Source organism: Spiroplasma endosymbiont of Sarcophaga variegata, assembly GCF_965178695.1.
Classification (GTDB): domain Bacteria; phylum Bacillota_I; class Bacilli_A; order Mycoplasmatales; family Mycoplasmataceae; genus Spiroplasma; species Spiroplasma poulsonii.
In genome coordinates this window covers 275,953-298,971 of the sequence record NZ_CBCXVU010000002.1, presented here as the reverse complement: position 1 = coordinate 298,971, position 23,019 = coordinate 275,953, and the positions used below count along the sequence as shown (strand labels likewise).

The 23,019-nt window shown below is 25.9% G+C and carries 23 protein-coding genes; 18 read left to right on the top strand and 5 right to left on the bottom strand.

Translation table 4 applies throughout. From position 1 onward, the window contains the following. Positions 1-43: 43 nt before the first annotated feature. The 3 genes from ACOBME_RS03160 to ACOBME_RS03150 are packed head-to-tail and all read right to left on the bottom strand — an operon-like array spanning position 44 to position 2,159. Positions 44-1,282 (bottom strand): MFS transporter, encoded by a 1,239-nt coding sequence (locus tag ACOBME_RS03160; RefSeq protein WP_338963814.1) that lies wholly within the window; start codon positions 1,280-1,282, stop codon positions 44-46. A gap of 6 nt (positions 1,283-1,288) precedes the next feature. Next, the gene (locus tag ACOBME_RS03155) at positions 1,289-1,423 is read right to left on the bottom strand and encodes a hypothetical protein (RefSeq protein ID WP_338963811.1); all 135 of its coding nucleotides are present in this window, start codon (positions 1,421-1,423) and stop codon (positions 1,289-1,291) included. Between the two features lie 25 nt (positions 1,424-1,448). Beyond that, positions 1,449-2,159: a glycerophosphodiester phosphodiesterase family protein gene (locus ACOBME_RS03150; RefSeq protein WP_338963808.1), complete on the bottom strand. Its 711-nt coding sequence runs from the start codon at positions 2,157-2,159 to the stop codon at positions 1,449-1,451. A gap of 340 nt (positions 2,160-2,499) precedes the next feature. Between ACOBME_RS03150 and ACOBME_RS03145 the strand changes: the two genes are divergently transcribed. The 14 genes from ACOBME_RS03145 (at position 2,500) to ACOBME_RS03080 (ending at position 17,165) form a co-directional block, all read left to right on the top strand. Beyond that, on the top strand, positions 2,500-3,306 hold the full coding sequence (locus ACOBME_RS03145; protein WP_419334230.1) for a nucleotidyltransferase family protein: 807 nt from the start codon (positions 2,500-2,502) through the stop codon (positions 3,304-3,306). A gap of 261 nt (positions 3,307-3,567) precedes the next feature. Further along, entirely contained in the window at positions 3,568-4,014 is a 447-nt protein-coding gene (locus ACOBME_RS03140) for an alpha/beta hydrolase family protein (protein WP_338963804.1), read from the top strand. A 192-nt stretch (positions 4,015-4,206) separates the two neighbouring features. Then, positions 4,207-4,473 carry a prolyl oligopeptidase family serine peptidase gene (locus ACOBME_RS03135; RefSeq protein ID WP_338963802.1) on the top strand — a complete coding sequence of 89 codons (267 nt, stop codon included), beginning with the start codon at positions 4,207-4,209 and terminating at the stop codon, positions 4,471-4,473. A gap of 118 nt (positions 4,474-4,591) precedes the next feature. After that, positions 4,592-5,254: a hypothetical protein gene (locus ACOBME_RS03130; RefSeq protein ID WP_338963800.1), complete on the top strand. Its 663-nt coding sequence runs from the start codon at positions 4,592-4,594 to the stop codon at positions 5,252-5,254. Between the two features lie 18 nt (positions 5,255-5,272). Then, the gene (locus ACOBME_RS03125) at positions 5,273-6,001 is read left to right on the top strand and encodes a hypothetical protein (RefSeq protein WP_419334226.1); all 729 of its coding nucleotides are present in this window, start codon (positions 5,273-5,275) and stop codon (positions 5,999-6,001) included. 162 nt (positions 6,002-6,163) lie between these two features. Continuing rightward, positions 6,164-9,826, top strand: coding sequence for an AAA domain-containing protein (locus ACOBME_RS03120; RefSeq protein ID WP_419334224.1), 3,663 nt, complete (start codon positions 6,164-6,166; stop codon positions 9,824-9,826). An 8-nt stretch (positions 9,827-9,834) separates the two neighbouring features. Next, on the top strand, positions 9,835-11,322 hold the full coding sequence (locus ACOBME_RS03115; protein ID WP_338963795.1) for a hypothetical protein: 1,488 nt from the start codon (positions 9,835-9,837) through the stop codon (positions 11,320-11,322). A gap of 141 nt (positions 11,323-11,463) precedes the next feature. Continuing rightward, positions 11,464-11,802: a hypothetical protein gene (locus ACOBME_RS03110; RefSeq protein WP_338963794.1), complete on the top strand. Its 339-nt coding sequence runs from the start codon at positions 11,464-11,466 to the stop codon at positions 11,800-11,802. A 21-nt stretch (positions 11,803-11,823) separates the two neighbouring features. Further along, positions 11,824-12,315 (top strand): SPE_1075/MLC_0560 family membrane protein, encoded by a 492-nt coding sequence (locus ACOBME_RS03105; protein ID WP_338963791.1) that lies wholly within the window; start codon positions 11,824-11,826, stop codon positions 12,313-12,315. Between the two features lie 692 nt (positions 12,316-13,007). Further along, the gene (locus ACOBME_RS03100) at positions 13,008-13,970 is read left to right on the top strand and encodes an IS1/IS1595 family N-terminal zinc-binding domain-containing protein (RefSeq protein WP_338963247.1); all 963 of its coding nucleotides are present in this window, start codon (positions 13,008-13,010) and stop codon (positions 13,968-13,970) included. 368 nt (positions 13,971-14,338) lie between these two features. Then, entirely contained in the window at positions 14,339-14,599 is a 261-nt protein-coding gene (locus tag ACOBME_RS03095) for a hypothetical protein (RefSeq protein ID WP_419334221.1), read from the top strand. 27 nt (positions 14,600-14,626) lie between these two features. After that, positions 14,627-15,409, top strand: coding sequence for a restriction endonuclease PLD domain-containing protein (locus ACOBME_RS03090; protein ID WP_338963787.1), 783 nt, complete (start codon positions 14,627-14,629; stop codon positions 15,407-15,409). A gap of 235 nt (positions 15,410-15,644) precedes the next feature. Continuing rightward, complete coding sequence (locus ACOBME_RS03085; protein ID WP_419334219.1) at positions 15,645-15,983, top strand: amino acid permease; 339 nt, start codon at positions 15,645-15,647, stop codon at positions 15,981-15,983. 3 nt (positions 15,984-15,986) lie between these two features. After that, entirely contained in the window at positions 15,987-17,165 is a 1,179-nt protein-coding gene (locus ACOBME_RS03080; protein WP_419334217.1) for an amino acid permease, read from the top strand. 94 nt (positions 17,166-17,259) lie between these two features. Here ACOBME_RS03080 and ACOBME_RS03075 read toward each other — a convergent pair whose 3' ends face one another. Further along, positions 17,260-18,222 carry an IS1/IS1595 family N-terminal zinc-binding domain-containing protein gene (locus tag ACOBME_RS03075; RefSeq protein WP_338963247.1) on the bottom strand — a complete coding sequence of 321 codons (963 nt, stop codon included), beginning with the start codon at positions 18,220-18,222 and terminating at the stop codon, positions 17,260-17,262. Between the two features lie 151 nt (positions 18,223-18,373). On the opposite strand from ACOBME_RS03075, the gene ACOBME_RS03070 reads away from it, so the two are divergent. Together ACOBME_RS03070 and ACOBME_RS03065 are read left to right on the top strand one after the other, a co-directional pair. Further along, on the top strand, positions 18,374-18,745 hold the full coding sequence (locus ACOBME_RS03070) for a hypothetical protein (RefSeq protein ID WP_419334215.1): 372 nt from the start codon (positions 18,374-18,376) through the stop codon (positions 18,743-18,745). Between the two features lie 173 nt (positions 18,746-18,918). Then, positions 18,919-19,392 (top strand): hypothetical protein, encoded by a 474-nt coding sequence (locus ACOBME_RS03065; RefSeq protein ID WP_419334213.1) that lies wholly within the window; start codon positions 18,919-18,921, stop codon positions 19,390-19,392. A 244-nt stretch (positions 19,393-19,636) separates the two neighbouring features. Here ACOBME_RS03065 and ACOBME_RS03060 read toward each other — a convergent pair whose 3' ends face one another. Further along, positions 19,637-20,599 carry an IS1/IS1595 family N-terminal zinc-binding domain-containing protein gene (locus ACOBME_RS03060; RefSeq protein ID WP_338963247.1) on the bottom strand — a complete coding sequence of 321 codons (963 nt, stop codon included), beginning with the start codon at positions 20,597-20,599 and terminating at the stop codon, positions 19,637-19,639. 223 nt (positions 20,600-20,822) lie between these two features. Here ACOBME_RS03060 and ACOBME_RS03055 point away from each other — a divergent pair, with 223 nt between their 5' ends. Both ACOBME_RS03055 and ACOBME_RS03050 read left to right on the top strand, forming a co-directional pair. After that, on the top strand, positions 20,823-21,374 hold the full coding sequence (locus ACOBME_RS03055; RefSeq protein ID WP_338963766.1) for a hypothetical protein: 552 nt from the start codon (positions 20,823-20,825) through the stop codon (positions 21,372-21,374). A 28-nt stretch (positions 21,375-21,402) separates the two neighbouring features. Further along, the gene (locus ACOBME_RS03050; RefSeq protein ID WP_419334207.1) at positions 21,403-22,971 is read left to right on the top strand and encodes a PTS transporter subunit EIIC; all 1,569 of its coding nucleotides are present in this window, start codon (positions 21,403-21,405) and stop codon (positions 22,969-22,971) included. Positions 22,972-23,019: the final 48 nt, after the last annotated feature.

Sequence of the window (23,019 nt, the reverse complement as noted above, 5' to 3'; positions counted from 1 at the left end):
GTTATTTTAAAAAAAAGAACTTTCAACGACAACAGTTCTTTTTTTAAAATTCAAGGGTAACAAGTTGTTGTTTTTGTCGCTTCTCTTTTTTTAGAACCAATAATAATAGAACTCCTGCGAGAGAGGCAAAAAGGCCAATTCCTGTAATAATTGTTAAACTAATTTGGTTTGCTAATTTATTAGTTAGATAAACCGCTTCAGTTCCATAATGTTTTAATAAAATTGAATCAATTTGTCAAAATCAGGCATCTGGTGAAAAAGCAATAAATGAGATTAACCCAACAGAGGCAGCATATTCTTTTTGACTAATATTAATTTCATAAATTGTTGCTCAACGGTTGGTAACTAATGATCAACAAATAATTCCTAATGTTAAATATAAAATAACAATTAAAGTTTGAATAACAATTTTTCAAGTTGATGATAATGATTCAAATGACGTTTCATTATAACCAGGTAAACTAATCGCAGTAATAGTAATTAAGGATGCTAAACTTAAACCAATTACAATAAATAAAATATATTTTTGGGTACGATCAGCTAATTTACAAGCGGGGGCACTAAATAAAAACCGGAAGAAATATGTTCGTAAAATTCCTACAACAACGACAATAATTGGTAGAATTTTTAAGGCATCTTGCATAAAAGTTACAAAAATACTTAAACCAGATTGATACATATAAACTCCCATAATTAATAAAGTAACAATTCATAATTTAAAATTTTTTAATGTTTTACCCAATTCTTTAATATCAAAATTATTATTTTGATTAGAATTATGATTTATATTAGGAACAAATTTTCATAATAAAATACAATTAATAAAAATTAAACCCGGAAAAATAAAGACAAGAGTACTAAAAGCTCAGTTTCCTAATGACTCTGTTCAAACATTTTCAAAAAATCAAAAGACTAAATAAGCGATTGCAATTATAACTGTTCCAATCAACCCATTTAAACTACCATGAATTCCATTTAGTTTACCGTTTTGAGCAGGAGTTCCTTGTTCTGATAACAATTTCCATAGCGCACTTCAAAAAATAAAGCAAGTAATAAAACTTCATAAGGAAAAAATAACATAAACTTTAATAATTTTTCCACCAGTAATAAAAGGAATTAAGCCATATCAAATACTGACAATCCCAATTCCAGTTAACCCAATTAGGGTTAACTTTTTTAAATTAAAGCGATCGGCAAAATAACCGCCCAGAAAATAACTTAATAATGCTACATATCCATAAATAGCATTGGCTTGGGAAAACTGCGAGGCGCTAATTCCCAATCCTTCTTAAATTTTGACAGAAGAAATAACGTTTTTTAAGTAGAATGGGATAGCCATTACTAAGACATCGGCTAGTGCTAAAAGAGCAATAATTCATATTGTTTTGCTACTAATTTTTTTCTGTTGTTCTGATGTTTTCATTTTGTTTCCTTTCAAAATAAAAATATTATTTTAAGGTCGGATTTAAGGTTGCAATGTAACTAATATAACTATGGACAAAATCTTGGGGATATAAATTATTAATAATTTTAAGATCTTTTTCATTTTTAAAAGTTCAGATATTTAATGGTAAATTAAGATTTTTAATAATAGCAACATTCTTTTTTTGCTTGGCTGTTGCAATTGACGGATGTAAATAATCAAATTTGTTAATTAAAGTTTGATCAATATCTTTTAAACTCTCAATTAAATAACCTTTTTTAAAAGGGCTATTTAAATTACTAATAAATTTTAAAGCGTCATGGCCAAATGAAGAAACAATAATTTCAGCATTTGTTTTTGTTTGTAGTAATAACAATGCTTGTTTAATCAAAGTAAATTCTTGTTCATTATAACGATCTGGTTTGATTTCAACATTAATTACTCGGTATTGCTTAGCAATTTTGTTAGTAAAATCATCAATCAATAAGGGTGGTAAAAATTCGGGATTTTTTTTAAAAAAATCAAGCTCTTTAATTTCTTGATAAGTAAAATGGCGAACAGTTTTATTAACATTCCCAATTCTTTTAAAATTATGGTCATAAAAAATAATAATTTGATGATCTTTAGTCATTCGAATATCAAATTCAACTCCAGGACAAGTTTCTAATGCATTAATAAAATCAACCATACGATTTTCTCCGGCGGGGCTACGAAAACCTCGATGTGCAATTAACATAAATAAATTCCTTCCTTTTATAAGTATTAAATAACATATTTACAAATAATGTGTTAAAAATTATTAATAAATATTTTAATTAAAATTATTTTTTGATAATTTTTGGTAAGGTTATTTAGTTTGATTATAATGCCTTTTAAAAATAATTAGGATAAAAACATTATTTAAAAAATAAATGATAATATTAAATTAAAGACTATGGAAATTCTACATTAATTTAAGGAACATTTCTTCATATAAAGGATAAATGTCAAAAATAGATGAAGAATAAATTTATGACATATCTATGGTTATATAAAGAACCTAAAAAAAGAATAATTTTAATTTTAAGTATAAAAAAATGTTAGAAAAATTTGAGGATGTTAAATTTATTTTAACTAAAAATAATTTTATTTTTAAAAGTCAAATAGCCTTAAAGGGTTCAGTAAAAACAAAAACTGTTTATTTTGAAAGAAAATTAAAAGACAATGATTTAGATATTTCAATAAAATATTTTGAAAATGAATTAAATCTTGAAAAATTTAAAAAAATAAAAACAGATATTTTTAATTTTTTAGAAGAAAGTGTTGGAAAAGGCAAGGAAGTAAAAGATAACAATAGGTCAATACAAATTACGGGAAAAAATCAAATTAAAGTTGATATTGTTCCGATATTTTCAATTAAAGATTGTGATTATGTTTTTAAAAATTATGATAATTTAGAAGAGACATATGATGAAAAGTTATTTAATAAAATAAATAATACGTATAAGAATACAAATTTCTTTAAATTTGTATATATAATTAGGAACATTATTAATAAAGTTGCAAAGATTTTAAATATACCACTACAAGCAATCATCTTAGATATTTTAGAAGAAGAAAAAAACTTCGATGACTTATTAGAAGTATCTCAATTTCATAAAATGTTGTTTTTTATATCAAAAAAATTTTGAGATATGTATCATTTAAATACTAAAATTTATCAAAATAAAGAAGGTTTTTCTTTTAAATTAAAAAATAAGGCAAATGATAGAAAAACGTGTAAAAACTATATTTCTTATTTGATTCATGTCGATGAATATGTACAAGAGTGATATAAACTTTATAATAAAAAGTTAGAATATAAAAAAGAACTTGATATTGAAGAGTATCTTAGAAGAAAATAATAAGAATATGTTAAATAGATTAATTAAATAATGTAAATTCATTTAATTAATCTATTTAATTTAGTTAAGATTTTCTCCCCTTTTGTTGTATAATTAACGATTATATATTAAATAACAAATTGGTGGTGAAACTATGGAGGCAAATTACAAAAAAAGTTTACGAAAACTAAGACAATATAATTACACTTTTTTAAAGTTTTATTAGTAATTATCTTATTTCCAATTGTTTTATTACTATACTTTATTTGTTCAAAAGTATTTGTGCCACATCTTTTTAAATATAAACGGAGTGGTATTGATCAAAATAATGTTGAATTAAATACCTTACAACAGTTAGAAGCTGATGTTAAAGCGAAAAAACTAAAAGATTTTATTATTAATGAAAATGATTTACAAGAATCATTTATTGAATTTAATAATAATAAAATTAGTACATTAACGTTAGAACATCCAACTTCAACGAAATGAGTTGTCGGGTTACATGGTTTTAAACGAAATAAATATATTGGGTTACGAAATATTTATCATTTTTATCAAGCGTGATATAACATCTTAACATTTGATGCTTACGCGCACGGAAATACTTATGGTAATAAATCTGATTTAGGTGTTACTAATTCAATTATTTTAAATTTTTTAATTACGTGATTAAAACAAAATAAAAATCCAAGTGTGATTGGTGTCTTTGGGATTAGTATGGGAGCATAAACAGCATTATGATTTGCCCATCAGTTTTATTATGAAAATAAAATTGATTGATTAATTGTTGATTGTCCATTTTCACAACCAGTACAACAAATTCGTGCTTTTTTACGAAAATATGTTAAGTTACCATGATGATTAATATCGTTAGGAATTAACCGTAACTTTCGTAAGCATTCAAAAACAAATTTAAAACATATGAATTTATTAAAAGAAAATCAACGCCTAAAAGATTTACCAATTTTATTTATTCATGGGACAAAAGATAGTTTTGTAAAATATCATAATTCAGTGGTGATGTATTATTTACAACAACAAGAAAGTCAGAAGAGTGAAATCTTTTTAGTTAATAAAGCAGAACATACAGGGGCTCTTGTTGTTGATCAAAATGCATATAAAGAAAAAACATTAGCGTTTGCTAAGAAATGAGATTTAAATTTTTCAGAAAAAAATTTGATAGTTTAATAAATTATAATGATTCTTATTGGTTAATTCAATAAGAATTATTTTTTATGCTACAATGAAATTAAGAAAAAATTATGATAATTGTTTATTAATTGTTCAATAGAAGGGACGTTTAATAATGAAAAAGTTATTAATGATTTTTAGTATCATTTCATTAACAACCTTAACAATTAATATAACAAATGATAGTTTATTAAAACAAAAACTAGAAACAGAACAACGGATGAGCCTACCAACAAGTAAAATAACTTCTGATCAACAGATAGGGCAGGATGATAATTTAATTAGTGTTGAACAGCACAATAATTTATTAGCTGCAATTAAAAAAATAGAAAATAAAATTAAAATTGATCGTCAACAATTAAATCAAACGTTATGAAGTCCAACGGTCTATCAGTTTTTAACAAGTGATGAGTATCTTGCTTATTTAGAACTAATGAGTCAGTTAGGTATCCTTAAGTTTAATGCTGATGAACCATCTTTTTTTAATAATATTGCATATGGTTGACACAATGGTTTTATGCAAGAAACAAAGTGATACTGGTTTGGATATTGAAAACTACACATTGCAAAATGAAGATGTGATCAAGTCTATAATTTATTAACAAATGGTGGCAATGCTAGTAGTATTTTTGCTGATGGACTGTCACAAACACTATATGGTACAATTATCGCGATTGCTAGTGGAATATTAAGTTTAATTGGAAATGATTGAAATACTGATGATGGGATGATATTTCATTTTTATTTAGTGACTCCAGTTTGGTTTTCGCATTGTTAATTGCAAAGCAATGTCATAATGAAAAATTATAAATTATTTTTATGAGGCATGTGAATAATAGGACTTTATCAGCTTAGTATTTTAACAATTTTTCCATTCTTTTTATTTTATCAAGTCGTAGCAGTAAATGGTGGTGAAATAACAAGTTATTATTTTAATTATTCATTAGTGTGAGCATATTGCATAATTTTGGTTAGTTTTACTTTTTTTGGTTTTATTTGTAACATTGTTATTTTTTGTATTAAAACTAAAAAAGCAAAATTTATTCGACCAATCTTGATTTTGATTAGTGTGCTTCCTTCGATTATAATGTTTTTTTCCAGTTTGTTATTATATTTTGATCCTAGTTGTCAAGAAAGTCATACTTTTGATTTACAAAATTATAATGATAAATATAATAAAGTTGGAAAACAAGGTATTTGAATTTTTAATTTAGTAATGGTAGTTTGACTACTTTATGTTATTTTATTACCGCAGGGACTTAATTTCTTTATAACAAGAAAAGCAGAGTTAACAGTGCTAAAAATGTCATTTGAAACATTTTTAACAATTGTAATCCTTTTTATTTCAAGTTTAATTTCCTTTTGATTAGGATTAATTTCTATTAATTCAAAAAATAAAAAAGCACAATTATATGTAAGTATTATTTCTTATTTCTTAGCTCTTTCATTTCTTTATGGTGTTATTTTTCCAGTATTATTATTAACTTCACTACGCGGTGAAGTGCACATATTATTTAACCGTTAACTTCATAACAATATCATTTTTATAATAACTTATACCTCGATAACTTTTTAATTTAGAAAAAAGTAGTATTTTTAAAATCAAAAATACTACTTTTATTTTTAATATTTTACAACCCTTAGCAAATGTGCTAGTATAATTAAGATTAATAGGAAGAGAAAAACTATGAAAAAAAATATTTTAACAATTTTAAGTGAGTATAAAAAACGACTATTAAATGACAAGTCGGTAGGAGACATCTTTTTAACAAAAATTAATACAAAAAGTAAAAATATTATTAATTTGTTAGATTTGTTATTTTTGTCAAATCAAAATCCGGAAAAAGTGTGAAAAAATATTAGCAAAAAAGAAAATCTAATTATTACAAAATTATCAACAGAAACAATTAAAGAAATTTGTGGCTATGTTGGTGGAATTATTAATAAAAGCAGGAACGATGAAGAATTTGCTTTGCATTTAAAACAACATGGTTTTACTAAGTATCCAATTTTGCATTATTCAAAAATTCTTGAATTTATTTTTACGTTGTTTGTAAAAAAAGAGGGGAAAAAGATTACTGAAGAAAGTTTATTAAAATTAGAGAAAGTTATTACCGAAGAAACAACGAAAATTTTTAATAAATTTGCCCGAATTTTACAAGATGCTAAACTATATTTATTTGAAAAAAATATTAATCCTTTATATATTGGGTGACCATACATTGAAGGATTAACACAATCACAAAAAGTTTTTCGTGCCCCATTATTATTATGACCAATTACTGAAATTAGTCGAAATAAAACTAAAATTGTTCTTGCAACAAAACATGATGAAATCTTATTAAACTCAGCGATTCGTTTGAGTCAAATCAAAGATAGTAATTATAATGTTGCGGAATTTAGTTTTGATTCATTAACCTTAACAGATGATATTTTTATGAAGGCAATTACTGATTTAAAAACATTGGGTTTTAAAGTTAAAAACGAAGACAGCATTAATCATTTACATAATTTAAATTATTATAAACAACAAGAACAATTGTTTCTCAAACATGATGAGAATTTAGAAAGTTATTTAAATAATAATTATCAGATTAATAATTTAGGATTAGTCCTTGATGGTTATTTTGGGATGTATAATATTTCCTCAACCACATTATATCGTGATTATTGTGATCTAGAAAAAGTTACTGATGATTCGGTTAATAAAATTTTTGAAAATGAATATAATGTCGAAGAAGATTGAAAAGAAAATCAGTTGCTATATCAAGAAGAGTTAACAGAAAGTGCTGTTATGGCTATTAATAATTATGATATTTCTCAAAAAGTAGCAATTAAAAAAGCTTTAGAAAAAAATACAATTATTCAAGGTCCACCGGGAACCGGAAAATCACAAACAATTAGTAATTTAATTGTTAATAATTTATGTCGTGGTGAACGAGTTCTTTTTTGTGCGGAAAAACAAGATGCAATTAAGGTAGTTTATAATAATATGAAAAAAATTCAAAATTATGCTTTAATGATTACGAATTTAGAAGAAAAGGAAAGTTTTTATCAAAAAATTTTAGATAGTATAAATAATATTAACCAGTTGTATCCACCAGTAGAAAGTGCAACATTCTTAAGCAAAATGGATACGATGTTTAATGATATTAAAAGATACAAAGCTTTTGTGCGTCAAAATGAGTATCAGTACTACCTCCAATTTTTAGATAATGTTAAAGCCCATCCAATGACATTAGATTTTGAATTATTAAGTCAGTTTTATTTCTTTGAATTAGAATATAATGATTATTTGCATCATTGTCATCGTATGTATCAGAATACAATCGTTGTTCAGAAATTTTTAGCGTTATTTAATGATTTTCCAAATTTTGCGGCACTTTATCATCGTTTTAGTACGAAAGAATTTAAAAAAATGTTAAAAAAAGCGACAGGATTAAAACCACAAAAATTTTTAGCGTTAATTTTTAATTTATTAAATAATAATCTGGTTAGTTACACAATTAATGGTGTTGATGAAAATAAATTTAACTTATTTAAAGTTGAAAAAGAAGAATTAATTGCGGCTTTGACAACAGAATTTAAAAATATTGATTATTTTGTTAATCGCTTGGAATTAATTGATCAAAATGATCGCTTACAACGTGAAGATAAAAACTATGAATTATATGCTTACTTAGGACCAATTATTGCGGATGAAGAAGACATCCCGTTGCTTTATCAACATTATTTTGTCCATCAATTTAAACTTAAACATGGAGCATTATTAAAGGTTGGTACATTGAATTGACGTCAGGAACTAACTAATTTAAGTAATAAATCAATGCTTAATACCACAGAATATTTAACTTATTTATATCATCAACAAATTCGTGATTCTATTAAAGAAAACTTCATTGAAACATTACCAAAAATTATTGAAGAATCTAAAAAGAAAACAAAAAGATCAATTACTTATTTTTTTAAAAATAATTATGAATTAATTAAAACGTTATTTCCAATGATTATGGTAACGCCAGATATTGCTTCGCAATTATTACCATTAAATCATCAGGAGTTTGACCAATTGATTTTTGATGAAGCGTCACAAATTTTTGTTGAACGAGCAATTCCAATTATTTACCGCTCTAATCGGATTTTAGTAGCGGGAGATAAAAAACAATTAGGACCAACAAACTTTTTTTCATCGCGTTTTGATTATGAAGGGTTGGAAAATAGTGCCGAATTATTAGAAATTGAAACAAATTTAACAGATAAAAGTTTACTTGACTTTGCTAGTAAACAATATAATTCTAGTATGTTGCGTTTTCACTACCGTTCAAAATATAGTGAATTAATTAATTTTTCTAATGCGGCTTTTTATGATAACAATTTAATTATGATTTCAAATAATACAAAAAAAGATTTTCCCTTAAAACTAATTGAAGTTCCGGATGGAACTTGAAAAAACCGTGGTAATATTCCTGAAGCAAAACGGGTTGTTGCTTTAATAAAAGAAATCATTGTAACGCGCAAACAACAAGAAACAATTGGGGTTGTTACTTTTAACGAAGTTCAAAAAAACTTAATTTGACAATATTTGACAGAAGAATTTGAAAAAACACCAGAACTAGAACAAGAGTTGCACCGTGTTTATGATGGTCGGAATGAGGGATTATTTGTTAAAAATATTGAAAATATTCAAGGTGATGAACGTGATATTATTATTTTTTCAATTGGTTTTGCCCGCGATGAAAATAATAAATTTGCACAATTCTTTGGGCCGTTATCCCAAGCTGGGGGTGAAAACCGTTTGAATGTTGCTGTTACCCGGGCAAAAGAAAAAATTTATATTGTTAAATCATTTCCGTCATCATTAATTTCTGAAGATTCAAAACATCCCGGTCCGCGCTATTTTAAATATTATTTAGAATATGTTGAACAATTAAATCGTGGTAAAGATCAAGAACATAAAGTATTAGAAAAATTAGCAACAGCTAAAAGTTATCATCAAGAGCAACAAGGTTATAAAGTTAACCGTCAATTTACATCCGAAGTTGCTGCTGCTTTAACAACCGCATTAAGCAAATATGATCGTTATCAAATTGCCACACACACTGTTCAAGGAACTTATCAAATTGATGTTACTGTTTATGATCAAAAAAATGATCATTATGTTTTAGGGATTATTTGTGATGATTTAATATATCCAATCGGAGTTGAACAAAAAGAATATGATTTTTATTGGCAAAAGTATTTAGTTGATCGTGGTTGAAAAATTGAATCAATTTTATATAGTAATTGAATGGTAAAGAATCAGCAAGCAGATCTTATTAACGACATTGTTCAAAAGATTATTGGTAAATAGGAGGCCTTATGAAATTTGATTTAGCTAAAATTAAAAAAATGAAAAATCTAACGGATTTAGAAATATATTTATTTAAAACATATTTACCAAAAAATGGTAATCGAATTATTAAAGCTGAGTTATTAAATTTGATTCATACATATTTTCCAAGAGTAACATCAGATCAAGCAAATCAATTTATTACCTTGTTAAAAAATAACCGTGTTGTTTTTCTTCGTGGCTATGGTTATGTTGGTAATGAAACATTAGAATCATTTAACCGTCGCCAACAAGATGATGAAGAGGACGAACAAGAAAAGGTTCTGCGACCAACAGTGGTAACTAAAAAATTAGCACCAGTTGTTAAACAAAAAGAAAAACCAAAAGTTGTTGCAAAACCAAAAACAACATCAGTACGAAAAATGATTGATTTTAGTAGTTTATCTTTTTCGGACCGCTATCAAAATTTTATGCAATTATTATATCCAATTAAAAATGAAAAAGAAAAACCTAAAATTGCTTTAGTTGATATTCCTGATTTAACTTCTAATAATTTTGATGATAGCAGAAAAAATACAATGATGAAGGATGATGAAGATTATATTGACCCATATAAACGAAATATTATTTTAAAAGATGAACCTGTTGCAGATATTGTAGAACAAACCGATAAATGAAACGAACCATCTAAAGCTGAAAAACTAGCTTTTGATTTTTCAAATCCGACTAGTTCGGAAACAATTTGACGAAAAATTAGTATTAGTCAATATCGAAAGTATTTTTTATCGTATCATCAAATTACCCAATTTCAATACCAAGGTTTAAATAAGTTTTTTATTGATTATTTATTAGCTTTACCAATTAATGATAGATTAATTATTAATTATTATGAAACAGCAATTACTAATAAGAAAGTTTATGAAGCTTTTTATGATAATTATTTACGGAATCGGATCAGATATGCTTTTTTAATTGATTATAATTTATTTTATGATGTTCCGTTAATTCAAAAGAATCTTAATAAATACCATAAAGATATTAAAAAAGCAGCGGAAAATATTATTGTTAATTTATTTATGCAATTTTTAACGTTGACTTTTAATGTCAATGAAAAAAAATTAGAGATTATTCCCGATGTGATCGAACAAATTAAAACTTTTTATTGAACATTTAATCAAAAAATGCATTTATTTGAATTTAAAGATTACATTTTTTCAACCAACCCAAAATGAAAAGAAGAATATGCGATGAACTTTATTAATTTTTTTGAAGGATATAAATTTACTTCAAATCAACAAGCAATCAATTTAATTATTGATCATCTTGAAAGTGATAAACTATTAGAATTATTAAAAGAGAATATTAACAAAATTAACTTTCGAAAAACTACCATCAATGATCATGTCTTATGATATGATGTCAAAACAAGTTGTCATTTATTAGATAATGAATTAACTTATATTAAAGGAAACTTATTAAATAATATTCAAACTATTTTTGAAGAGACAATTGGTTAAGGTTTCTGTTGATACTGACCCATTTATTATTTAAAAAAATAAGGGAATATCATTTTTTAAATTTTTATTTTAAATAACCTTGCATTTCTTTATCCGCTTAGTAAAATTAAAGTACAAAAAAAGAAAGCTATTGAGGATACTATGAAAAAATGATTTAGTAAAATTAAATGACAGTGACAACAATTATGACATATTTTCTTGTTACAAGGTTTTTTGTTTTTTGTTGGCATTTATTTGACATCATTAGGGATTGCGATTTATGCGCCAACTAGTACTGGTGCTAGTCAAATTGATTTTACTATTTTTGCTTTGTTAGCCTTAATGTATGGTAATTATGCGTCGGGTCACTTAAATGATACGGTTCTAACTGCTCATTATGCCTTAGTGTTATCAATGTATTATTTAGTTTTAATTTTATTTACAATTATTTTTATGTTAATTGTAAATGTAAAAGCATATCGGAAAACAAAAGATCGTTAAATTTGAGTTAAATTTGCAATTATGATTCTTGGCGATTTAATTTTAGCACGGTTATTACCAATGTTAATTCACTTTAATTGACAATATATTATTTCAGCGGATGGGATTCAACAATGAGCAGAGAGTTCTGGTGGTATTGCGGCGTGATTATTTTTAGGTGGTTTTTCATTATATTGTGTTGGGTTAGCAATTTGAATTTATAGTAAAACTTGATATGGTCCTTATAACCATGTTTGTGAAGCATTTATTAAACTAACAAAATTAAAATATCCTGTTGCTCGGATTTTGTTAGATGTGATGATGGTTATTCCCGGGTTTATTTTCTGAGTCTTTTTACCATTAAATGATGATAAGTGAAGTTTTTTATTTACTAACTTTAGTTTTGGGACAATGGCCTTTATATTTATTTCGGGACCATATGTTAATGTTGTTAAAAAAGTTTTAGCAAAATTTTTAAAAATTAATTTGTGGAAAGCAAATATTCTGGCACGAAATAATATTGTTAGTACTTAATTATGAAACAGATTCTTTAAAATTAAAATAAAAGCACCTTCATGAATTAGATGAAGATGCTTTCATTACTCAAAATCTTTGCCAAGGAATAATCTTTGTTAAGAAAAAATTACATTGTATTAAGAATAGTTGTTACGGTCCTATTTGTAATTTTTATTGTTAAGCCTTGACTGATTTATCAATAAGTTGTATCAGTTGCCTTTGATAACTTATTTTCAAAAGTTTTTTGTGTAGAGTGTGTAAATTTTTACACATATATTATTATAACCTATAAAATTAGGGGCTAAGAAAAGTATCAAATTATTTGCAAAATATAATTTATTTTGGAATTAATTTTAAAAGATATTTTATAAGAAAAGAAAATGTATTTTTTATTTAATGAAAAATATTTTTTCGTTATAATAAAAATATAAGTGGTAAATTGTTATACACACTTTAAAAACATGATTAACATAATGCCCGTTTTAGTCCGCTGTTTTAATTTGTTATATAAAATTTTTGTTTTAGATTACTATTTTTTTTCCAGTATGAATAGTTAGGCATCGTGTAAGTGAAGTGCAACAAATCAAATCAGAAAGGGGTTGATTTGTTGCACTTCATTTTACATAATTCCTTTAATTTTGTCGAAAACTCTTGATATTTATAAAATATACCTAAAATTAGGTATATTTTTAATATATGGAGGTAAATAAATGATGAAAAAAATAATTACAGAATTAATAAATAGCTTAACAGATGATCAATTTTTAGAATTTTATGAAAAAATAAAACAACAAGCAGACTTAATTAAAAAACAAAAACGTTTAAATGAAATTGATCAAAAATTTAGAGATAAAGGCATTATATGTCCTAATTGCAAATCTTTTCATTGTGTTAAAAATGGTCATAATTCCGAAGGAAAACAAAAATATTTATGTAAAAAATGTCGTGCTAGTTTTGATGCATTTCGTCATCATTTTACTTATTGAAGTCATTTAAATTATGAACAGTGAAATTTATTAATTCAAATTTCATTGTTAGGACAATCTAGTAAAATAATTTCTCGTTTTATTAAAACAACCCCAAAAACCGCTTGATATAATCGACAAAAATTAATGCAATCAAAACAATTAGAAAATACACAGTTAAAATTTAAAAAATTAAATGGTCAAATCCAAATGGATGAAACATTTATTAAAGAAATTCATAAAGGCAATTTTAAAGATAAATTTGATAAACGAAAAACTCATCTCGATCCATTTTCAACTGATACCAAATGCTGTATTCAAATGGCAGTTGATAGCAATAATAATATTTTTGTTCAATCCACCAATACCAAAAGATTACAAAAACAATGGATTATTGAAAATATGAATAAGCAACTAATTAAAGAAAAATCAATAATTATTTCTGATATGCAACCACTATATTTATTAGTAGCAAAACAAACAAATTCTACTCTATATTCCACCAAAACTAGTACAAACCCTGATACTAGTTATCAAAAGTTAAATAAGATTAGTAAATTACAATCCAGTCTTAAAGAAGCCTTAATTCATTATCATGGTTTGGGTTTCACTAATATTCAAAATTATTTAAAGCTCTGAAAATGAAAATACCAACACAAAGGTTTAACACCAAACCAACAATCAACGGTATTATATTTTAACGTTTAAAAAATTTAAAGCAAAATCATAATCTTACACAAAATTAGTTTTCAAATTGTCATATTGATGATTTTTTTTATTTCATCAAGAGTTTTCGACAAAATTAAAGCATAATTCCTTATAAAAAAATATATTAACAAGATATAATTTAAATAGATTAAACTGTAGGCAAACATTCTTAATAGTTAAAGTAAAGGTTAAAAGAGAAAGTAGTATAACAAGATGCAAAAAAATATAAAGAAAAATGGCAAAATGATTGGATCGATTAGTGGTGGTTTATTAGAAGTATTGGGATTAAGTTTAGGACTATTTTTTGGGTTAAAAACTAGCAACATTGGTAATGATCATTTTGCAACAAAAAAACAAAATTATGAGAGATGATCACAGCAACTCCGCCCGATACAGCGCATGCTGTTTTTATTAATGGTTTTGTTGGAACTTCAATTGTGGAAAAATATTTAATGGAAAATGTTAAAGGAAAGTTTTCGGTTGATATTATTCGTAGTTATAAAAGTAGTGGTCGTGCTCCTGATGAAAATGAAAAAATTGCAAAATATAATCAGCAATTTCTAAAAAATGATGTTGCAAAATATGCAAATGTTATTGATAATCCGACAGAATTGTCACATATGAAATAATATTTTTGATTTAATGATAAAAATGAAATGATTCGTGCTTTAACGGGAAGTGGTAATTTTTCTAATAGTGCATTATTAGAGGCACCTTCTTATAAGGAAGTTTTATATGATGTTACTAATTATAAAGGGGTTGGTCGTGATATTTTTTGTGGTGGGATTAACGCAACACAACAAGTAAATACAACAAGAATTAGTCAAATCTATCAAGCAAATTGTGCTGGTTTTGATATTAATAAGAAAGAAACTTATCAATCTGGGCCAAATGTTATTAAAGAAAAATCACAATTTAATGATATTGTTAATATTCAAAAACAAAATCCAAAGTTAAAAGTAGCGAAGGGATTATTAATTTTGTCTGGCGATGGGGGAACTGAAGTTATTAAAGACTACTTAGATCAAACAGCAGACGATAATATTAATTTAGATGTTTTTGTTGGGAATAGTGCGGCTGGTTTTGATCCAGTTTTGGAAAAGCAAGTGATTACTGATCAAAAGTATAGTAATCGTTTAAACATTATTCGTGAACATCCGCGGGGAAGTATTAAAGACGATGAGGGCCTTATTAAAAGTACGACAGCAAAAACACATACTAAATTGTACGCTTGATATAATGCCAAAAATGAACTGTTAGCATTTTGATCGGGTAGTGCTAATTTTACAAAAAATGGTGTTAAAAACACGCAATCATTTCGAGAAATTTTGTTGGAAATGCCATTAGAACTTGAAAATTGAAAAGAGAACTTAATTTGTAAAGTTGTTGGAGCTTTTAAAACAGAACCAAGTCGACGAATTCAAGATTTTTGTCGATAATGAGAATTAAGAAGCATTTTGGTTATTTTTTATAAATATTTGCAAAAAGTATATTGCAAATTTTGATCTGAACGAATCCTAATTTCTTCAGATTATTTTTAATTAAGATGTTAAATTTAATTTAAAAATTAATAAGAGTTAATTATACAAAATTTTATTGCAACTATTTGTTTAAGATAGTTACTTTTTATTATTAACTATTTATAATATTTATAAATAATAAAGGAGGTGGAGAATGCTTCAGAAAAATGATAGTCACAATAAATTTTGTTTATCATATTTTATTTGACTTGGTTGTAACTATGTAGTTAGCATTACCTTTGTTGGAACTTTTGCGACATTATCAAATTTAGATGCTCCCAATGCAATTGTAATTTATGTTTTATGAATCATTGTTTTAGAAGGACTTATTGTTGGCGTGTGTGCCCATATTTGTGCGCGGTTTGCATGAATTCACCATAGTTATAATAATGGTGGTATTTATATTTTTGTTCGAACTAGTTTTGGCCGGTTTTGAGGAATTTTTGTTGCTTTTATGCAATATATAACATTGCCATTTTTAATTACATTTTAAATTATGATGTTATTACGGGGAACATTTAGTGCGCCATGGGTAGCTAGTTATGATCAACAAAACCATGTTGTTATTCCGTGGTATGCTTTTAATTTTGTTGCTTTTGGTGATTTATGAATGGATCTGATTGGAATTGTTATTTACTTATTTTTTTCCTTTGTTATTTTTGGCGGAATGAAATTATATAAACGTTTGAACGATTTAACGGCTAGTTTAAAATTAATTGCAGCGAGTGTCTTAATTTTAGCAGGCCTTTATTTAGCTTTTCGCAATGGTCATGATAATTTTAAATATTGAAGTACTAATAGTCATTTAAATTTAGATGGTTTTGTTAAGGCCTTTAATTCTTGTTTTTATTTTTTTATTGGGTTTGAAGTTTTTACAACTGCTGGTCGTAATATTGCTTCAGCACGGAAGAATATTGGGTTAGGGGTTATTATCGTTTTAATTATTAATGTTTTATCCCATTTAATTATTGCCATAATTTTCTTTGCTGCTTTTAATCACTTTGTACAAAATATGAATATGGGAACTTGAAATAGTTTTCATAATAAATTTGTTGTTTATGGGGGCACGATTATGATGATTATGTTTGTAATTACGTTAAAAATTAACCTAATTATGCAAGATAGTTTATATGGCGGAACATCGTTACAGCCATTAGCGCACGAAGGATTTCTTCCTAATCGGTTTCAAAAATTAAGTCGTGATAATATTTCAACAAAAGCATCATTCTTACATATGAGTTTAACAATTCTTAGTTTATTTATTTGGTTAATTATTCCAGATTTAATCAAAGGAATTACCTTAACAAAAGAATATGGTTTTATGTGTACGATTGAACAATCATTAACTTATCAGGAACCTTTTACTGGATCTTCGTTAACAGCAGCTTCTTCGGCAATTACAATTTTTATTTATGCGATGATGTTTGCGGTTGCTATTAAATTATGAATAACAAAACAAATGAAGTTAAAAATATGAGAATGAGTTGTCGTACCAATTACAATGTTAATTTTAATTTTTGTTTTAATTTGACATTATTATACTTTAATTAATAATATCGTAACTGCATCAGCAGAAAATTTCCAAAGTGCTTTGATTTCAGGGCTTATTGAGTTTATCTTTATTGGAACAGCAGTTAGTTTTGTTACTATTTGGTATTTTACTTATTATCTTTAATTTTGTCGAAAACTCTTGATGAAATAAAAAAAATCATCAATATGACAATTTGAAAACTAATTTTGTGTAAGATTATGATTTTGCTTTAAATTTTTTAAACGTTAAAATATAATACCGTTGATTGTTGGTTTGGTGTTAAACCTTTGTGTTGGTATTTTCATTTTCAGAGCTTTAAATAATTTTGAATATTAGTGAAACCCAAACCATGATAATGAATTAAGGCTTCTTTAAGACTGGATTGTAATTTACTAATCTTATTTAACTTTTGATAACTAGTATCAGGGTTTGTACTAGTTTTGGTGGAATATAGAGTAGAATTTGTTTGTTTTGCTACTAATAAATATAGTGGTTGCATATCAGAAATAATTATTGATTTTTCTTTAATTAGTTGCTTATTCATATTTTCAATAATCCATTGTTTTTGTAATCTTTTGGTATTGGTGGATTGAACAAAAATATTATTATTGCTATCAACTGCCATTTGAATACAGCATTTGGTATCAGTTGAAAATGGATCGAGATGAGTTTTTCGTTTATCAAATTTATCTTTAAAATTGCCTTTATGAATTTCTTTAATAAATGTTTCATCCATTTGGATTTGACCATTTAATTTTTTAAATTTTAACTGTGTATTTTCTAATTGTTTTGATTGCATTAATTTTTGTCGATTATATCAAGCGGTTTTTGGGGTTGTTTTAATAAAACGAGAAATTATTTTACTAGATTGTCCTAACAATGAAATTTGAATTAATAAATTTCACTGTTCATAATTTAAATGACTTCAATAAGTAAAATGATGACGAAATGCATCAAAACTAGCACGACATTTTTTACATAAATATTTTTGTTTTCCTTCGGAATTATGACCATTTTTAACACAATGAAAAGATTTGCAATTAGGACATATAATGCCTTTATCTCTAAATTTTTGATCAATTTCATTTAAACGTTTTTGTTTTTTAATTAAGTCTGCTTGTTGTTTTATTTTTTCATAAAATTCTAAAAATTGATCATCTGTTAAGCTATTTATTAATTCTGTAATTATTTTTTTCATCATTTATTTACCTCTATATATTAAAAATATACCTAATTTTAGGTATATTTTATAAATATCAAGAGTTTTCGACAAAATTAAAGGTTATTTGTTAATTATTTGATTTTGTTTAATGTTATTATTAGTAATAATCTTTAATCGGCAAATGCTGTTAATGTTTGCTTTTCCAAGTCAATATGTTAGCAAATATAAATGATGATTAGTTTTGTGTGTTTATTCGTATTTATTTTGTGTGACAACTTTTATTTGTTTTACCCTTTATCAAGGGATTAATAAAACAACTTTGGCAAGTATAACAACTAGTTTTTGTGCTATCTTTATTGCAATTCCAATGATATGTTTAGGATATGGGATTAGTATTTGAACTAATAATTCAATTTATTATTTTATCGCAATGGGTGGGATTGATTTTATTGCTTCATTATGTTTGATTCCTTTTCTATGTTATAGTTGAAAAAAATATCATTGGCAATTAATTGATCATCCGGATAATTTTGTTGTTAGTTCATTAAAAATTAAAGTTTAAAAAGTCAATGTGTTTTTAATAAACATCTAGTGGAACATATGAAAGTATCAAATAATTTGCACTAATTAAATCTTTATGGAAGTAAGTTGTTAAAGAGGAAGGGGTAATAATTTTGCTTTCTTTTCAAGTATAATATTAATAAGCAAGTAAACTTTGCAAAAAGGAGTAGCGCAATGGAAATCGGAGATACAATTTATACTGTCTTAACAACTATATGATTTGCATATATGGTTCTTTCGATACGAAAATCAAAAATACCAATGACTCGTTTACAACCAAGTTCTTTTAATAATCAACAAAAAATAAACATTAGTATATGAACAGAACTTGATGAAAAAATAATTTCTATTACAGCTAAAAATACAACTATTACAATTGGAGAACTTAGAGAAACAATTGATGAAGTAATTTTGAAAATGTTTCATAAAACTAATATCAATATTACAAGTAATGATTATTCTTATCAAATTTTTAAAAATAAAACAGGTGAAGCTTTTAAGAATCATAATTTAAATGTTAATAGTTTTGTTGTTTTTATTAAAATTTTTAGTAAAGAAAATAAATTAATTATTGGGATGACAGATTACATTCCGGTTAATTTGACAATTGCTAACTATTCGCATTATCTTAATCCCCCTAAAAATTAAATTTTTTACAAAAATTAGTCTTCAAAAATGATGATGAAAAGGGTTATTAACCAGATTTATGAATATAAACAGTAAGATTAGGTTTTATGAAGGGATTTTGTTGTTTAAAGAGCTAATTAAAAACTGCTTATTTAAGCAGTTTTTCTTTAATTTTGTCGAAAACTCTTGATGAAATAAAAAAAATCATCAATATGACAATTTGAAAACTAATTTTGTGTAAGATTATGATTTTGCTTTAAATTTTTTAAACGTTAAAATATAATACCGTTGATTGTTGGTTTGGTGTTAAACCTTTGTGTTGGTATTTTCATTTTCAGAGCTTTAAATAATTTTGAATATTAGTGAAACCCAAACCATGATAATGAATTAAGGCTTCTTTAAGACTGGATTGTAATTTACTAATCTTATTTAACTTTTGATAACTAGTATCAGGGTTTGTACTAGTTTTGGTGGAATATAGAGTAGAATTTGTTTGTTTTGCTACTAATAAATATAGTGGTTGCATATCAGAAATAATTATTGATTTTTCTTTAATTAGTTGCTTATTCATATTTTCAATAATCCATTGTTTTTGTAATCTTTTGGTATTGGTGGATTGAACAAAAATATTATTATTGCTATCAACTGCCATTTGAATACAGCATTTGGTATCAGTTGAAAATGGATCGAGATGAGTTTTTCGTTTATCAAATTTATCTTTAAAATTGCCTTTATGAATTTCTTTAATAAATGTTTCATCCATTTGGATTTGACCATTTAATTTTTTAAATTTTAACTGTGTATTTTCTAATTGTTTTGATTGCATTAATTTTTGTCGATTATATCAAGCGGTTTTTGGGGTTGTTTTAATAAAACGAGAAATTATTTTACTAGATTGTCCTAACAATGAAATTTGAATTAATAAATTTCACTGTTCATAATTTAAATGACTTCAATAAGTAAAATGATGACGAAATGCATCAAAACTAGCACGACATTTTTTACATAAATATTTTTGTTTTCCTTCGGAATTATGACCATTTTTAACACAATGAAAAGATTTGCAATTAGGACATATAATGCCTTTATCTCTAAATTTTTGATCAATTTCATTTAAACGTTTTTGTTTTTTAATTAAGTCTGCTTGTTGTTTTATTTTTTCATAAAATTCTAAAAATTGATCATCTGTTAAGCTATTTATTAATTCTGTAATTATTTTTTTCATCATTTATTTACCTCCATATATTAAAAATATACCTAATTTTAGGTATATTTTATAAATATCAAGAGTTTTCGACAAAATTAAAGCAGTTTTTTCTTTTTTTCCAAAGTAAAATATGATATGATTAATTACATAGAATAGTTAGCAGCTATTTTTTGTATCAACTTATATTAAACATTTAGCAATTATCAACAATATTAATTGAATATAAAGAAGGAGTTATTTAAATATGAACAAAACATTTTTTACCATTATAACAGCTTCAACGTTAGGATCAACGTTACCACCAACGCTTAATCAAGAACAAGCCACAACGAAATATTTAAATTGAGATATTAGTGTGATGTCTGGAAATGCATCATTTCCAGTTGCAAAACGTGGGATGAAATTTGTCACTAATAGTGACAAACCATTGGTTTTTAACTACTTAAATTATGCTACGACATGAGAATTATTTATTCAACAATATCCTTATTTTAAAATTATTGACTCAAGCATTACAACAGGGTTAAAAGGGGATAATAAACAAAACAACTTTGATAGTATGGTTTATCGTACGAGTGATTTTAATACTGGTTCATCAGGGGCAATGTTCACAATGGGTAAAGTTAAGTCACAATTCATTGGTGATTATGTTGTTTTATCGGTTGTTGGAATGTTATTAAACAATACGATCCAGTTCGGTGTGATGTATACTCTAAATATCACGCAGCAATATGCTGACCCGTATCCATTTTATGACGCAGTAACTGGTCGAATCCAGTTTATGAGTCAGAAGTAGACTTTGAATTAAAGGGCATTAATTAGAAATGTCAAGGATTGATAAGTTATATCAAATCAAAAAAAATGGGAAGGGCTATAGTAATAATAAAATTAAAATTAGAGATATATACGAACGATTTATTAAAATTATTACTTTAATAATTATCCCATTGTTGTTGATTGTTTTGATCTATGGGATTGGTGCCACTTTAAATGAACACAGTAAAAATCAAGTCTTAATTACAATAGGGGACGTCTTCATTAAAATTGGAAGAGCTGTTTTTAATAATTTATCAATTATTTTTTGTCTTGTTACTGTTATTAGTATTACTAATAATCTTAAAGCCGTAGCAATTGGTGTTACTGGCTTTTTAGTCTTTTCGGTAACCCAATTTGCTTTAATTCAATATCAGGTTACACCAGATGGAATCTTGTATGTTGATAGCATTTTATTTTTCTATAAGGGGGATAATTTATCTTTATTTTTAGGCTCAACATTAGGAATTGTTACCTTAAATACGTCAATTTTTGGTGGGGTTGTTGTTGGTCTTGTGTCATCATACATTTATTATAAGTGTATTGAATTAAGAATGCCTAAATCATTAGGATTACTGAATGGCTTTCCTTTGGTCAGCATCATTGTTGTTTTTGTTAGTATGCTGTTAGCTGTTATCTTCTTATTATTATGGATTGGGATGGCAATGTTTTTAAATAAACTTTATTTCTGAATGTGAAGTCAAAGTGCGCGTAATTTTTTAGGGGCTGCTTTTGTTTATGAATTTTTAAATATCTTATTAGTTCCATTTGGATTTAAAGATATTTCAGCAAACTTATTTGTGCAAAGTAATTCACAATTATTAACTCAACAAGAATTTCTAGAGTTATTTTGTCAGATCTCATATAGTTATGGTTGACAATATAATATTTTCACGCAAAGTTGAAATAATGAAAGCATTCAAGCGGTATGAACATATTTACAACAACCACAATTACTTAATAGTAAATTATCTTTAATTGACTGAATGTCAATCTTACCATTTAACCGTTTACCACAAATTAATGGAATTGAAACGTGGTTATATAATTGATTCTTATATAGTCAAAACATTGGTGATCTATTTCAATTAAAATTACCACCAAATTATGCGATTGTATTTGGTGCTTCATTAGGGGTTAGTGTTGCTATTGTTTTAACTAGTGAGAAAGAAAACCGCGTTCCAACCGCGTTATTAATGTCAATTATCGTATTAGTAACAATCTTAACAGGAAATAATATTATCATTAACTTATTTATTTTCTTAGCATCACCATTACTATATGTGTTTGTGTATGCGCCAATTGCTGGGTTAAATGGCTTATTTATGTCGATGTTAGGTGTTCACATTTGAGTATCCTTTACTGATGGTTTAATTGATTTTATTTACAAGGGGATTTTACCAGCGGCAAAAGGAACACAGTTCTTCTGAATTCCAATCTTTAGTGTTATCTGGTTTGTAATCATTACACCGATTTTTGCCAAAGCAATTATTCATTTTGATTATCCTTTTATTGGGCGCCGAGAAACGATTCTACCACGAATTACGCACAAAAAGTATCATGAGATTTGGAATCATTAAAAATAACAGGCTTTAATGTTTAATTTAAAAATGTGAAGGAATTTTTAG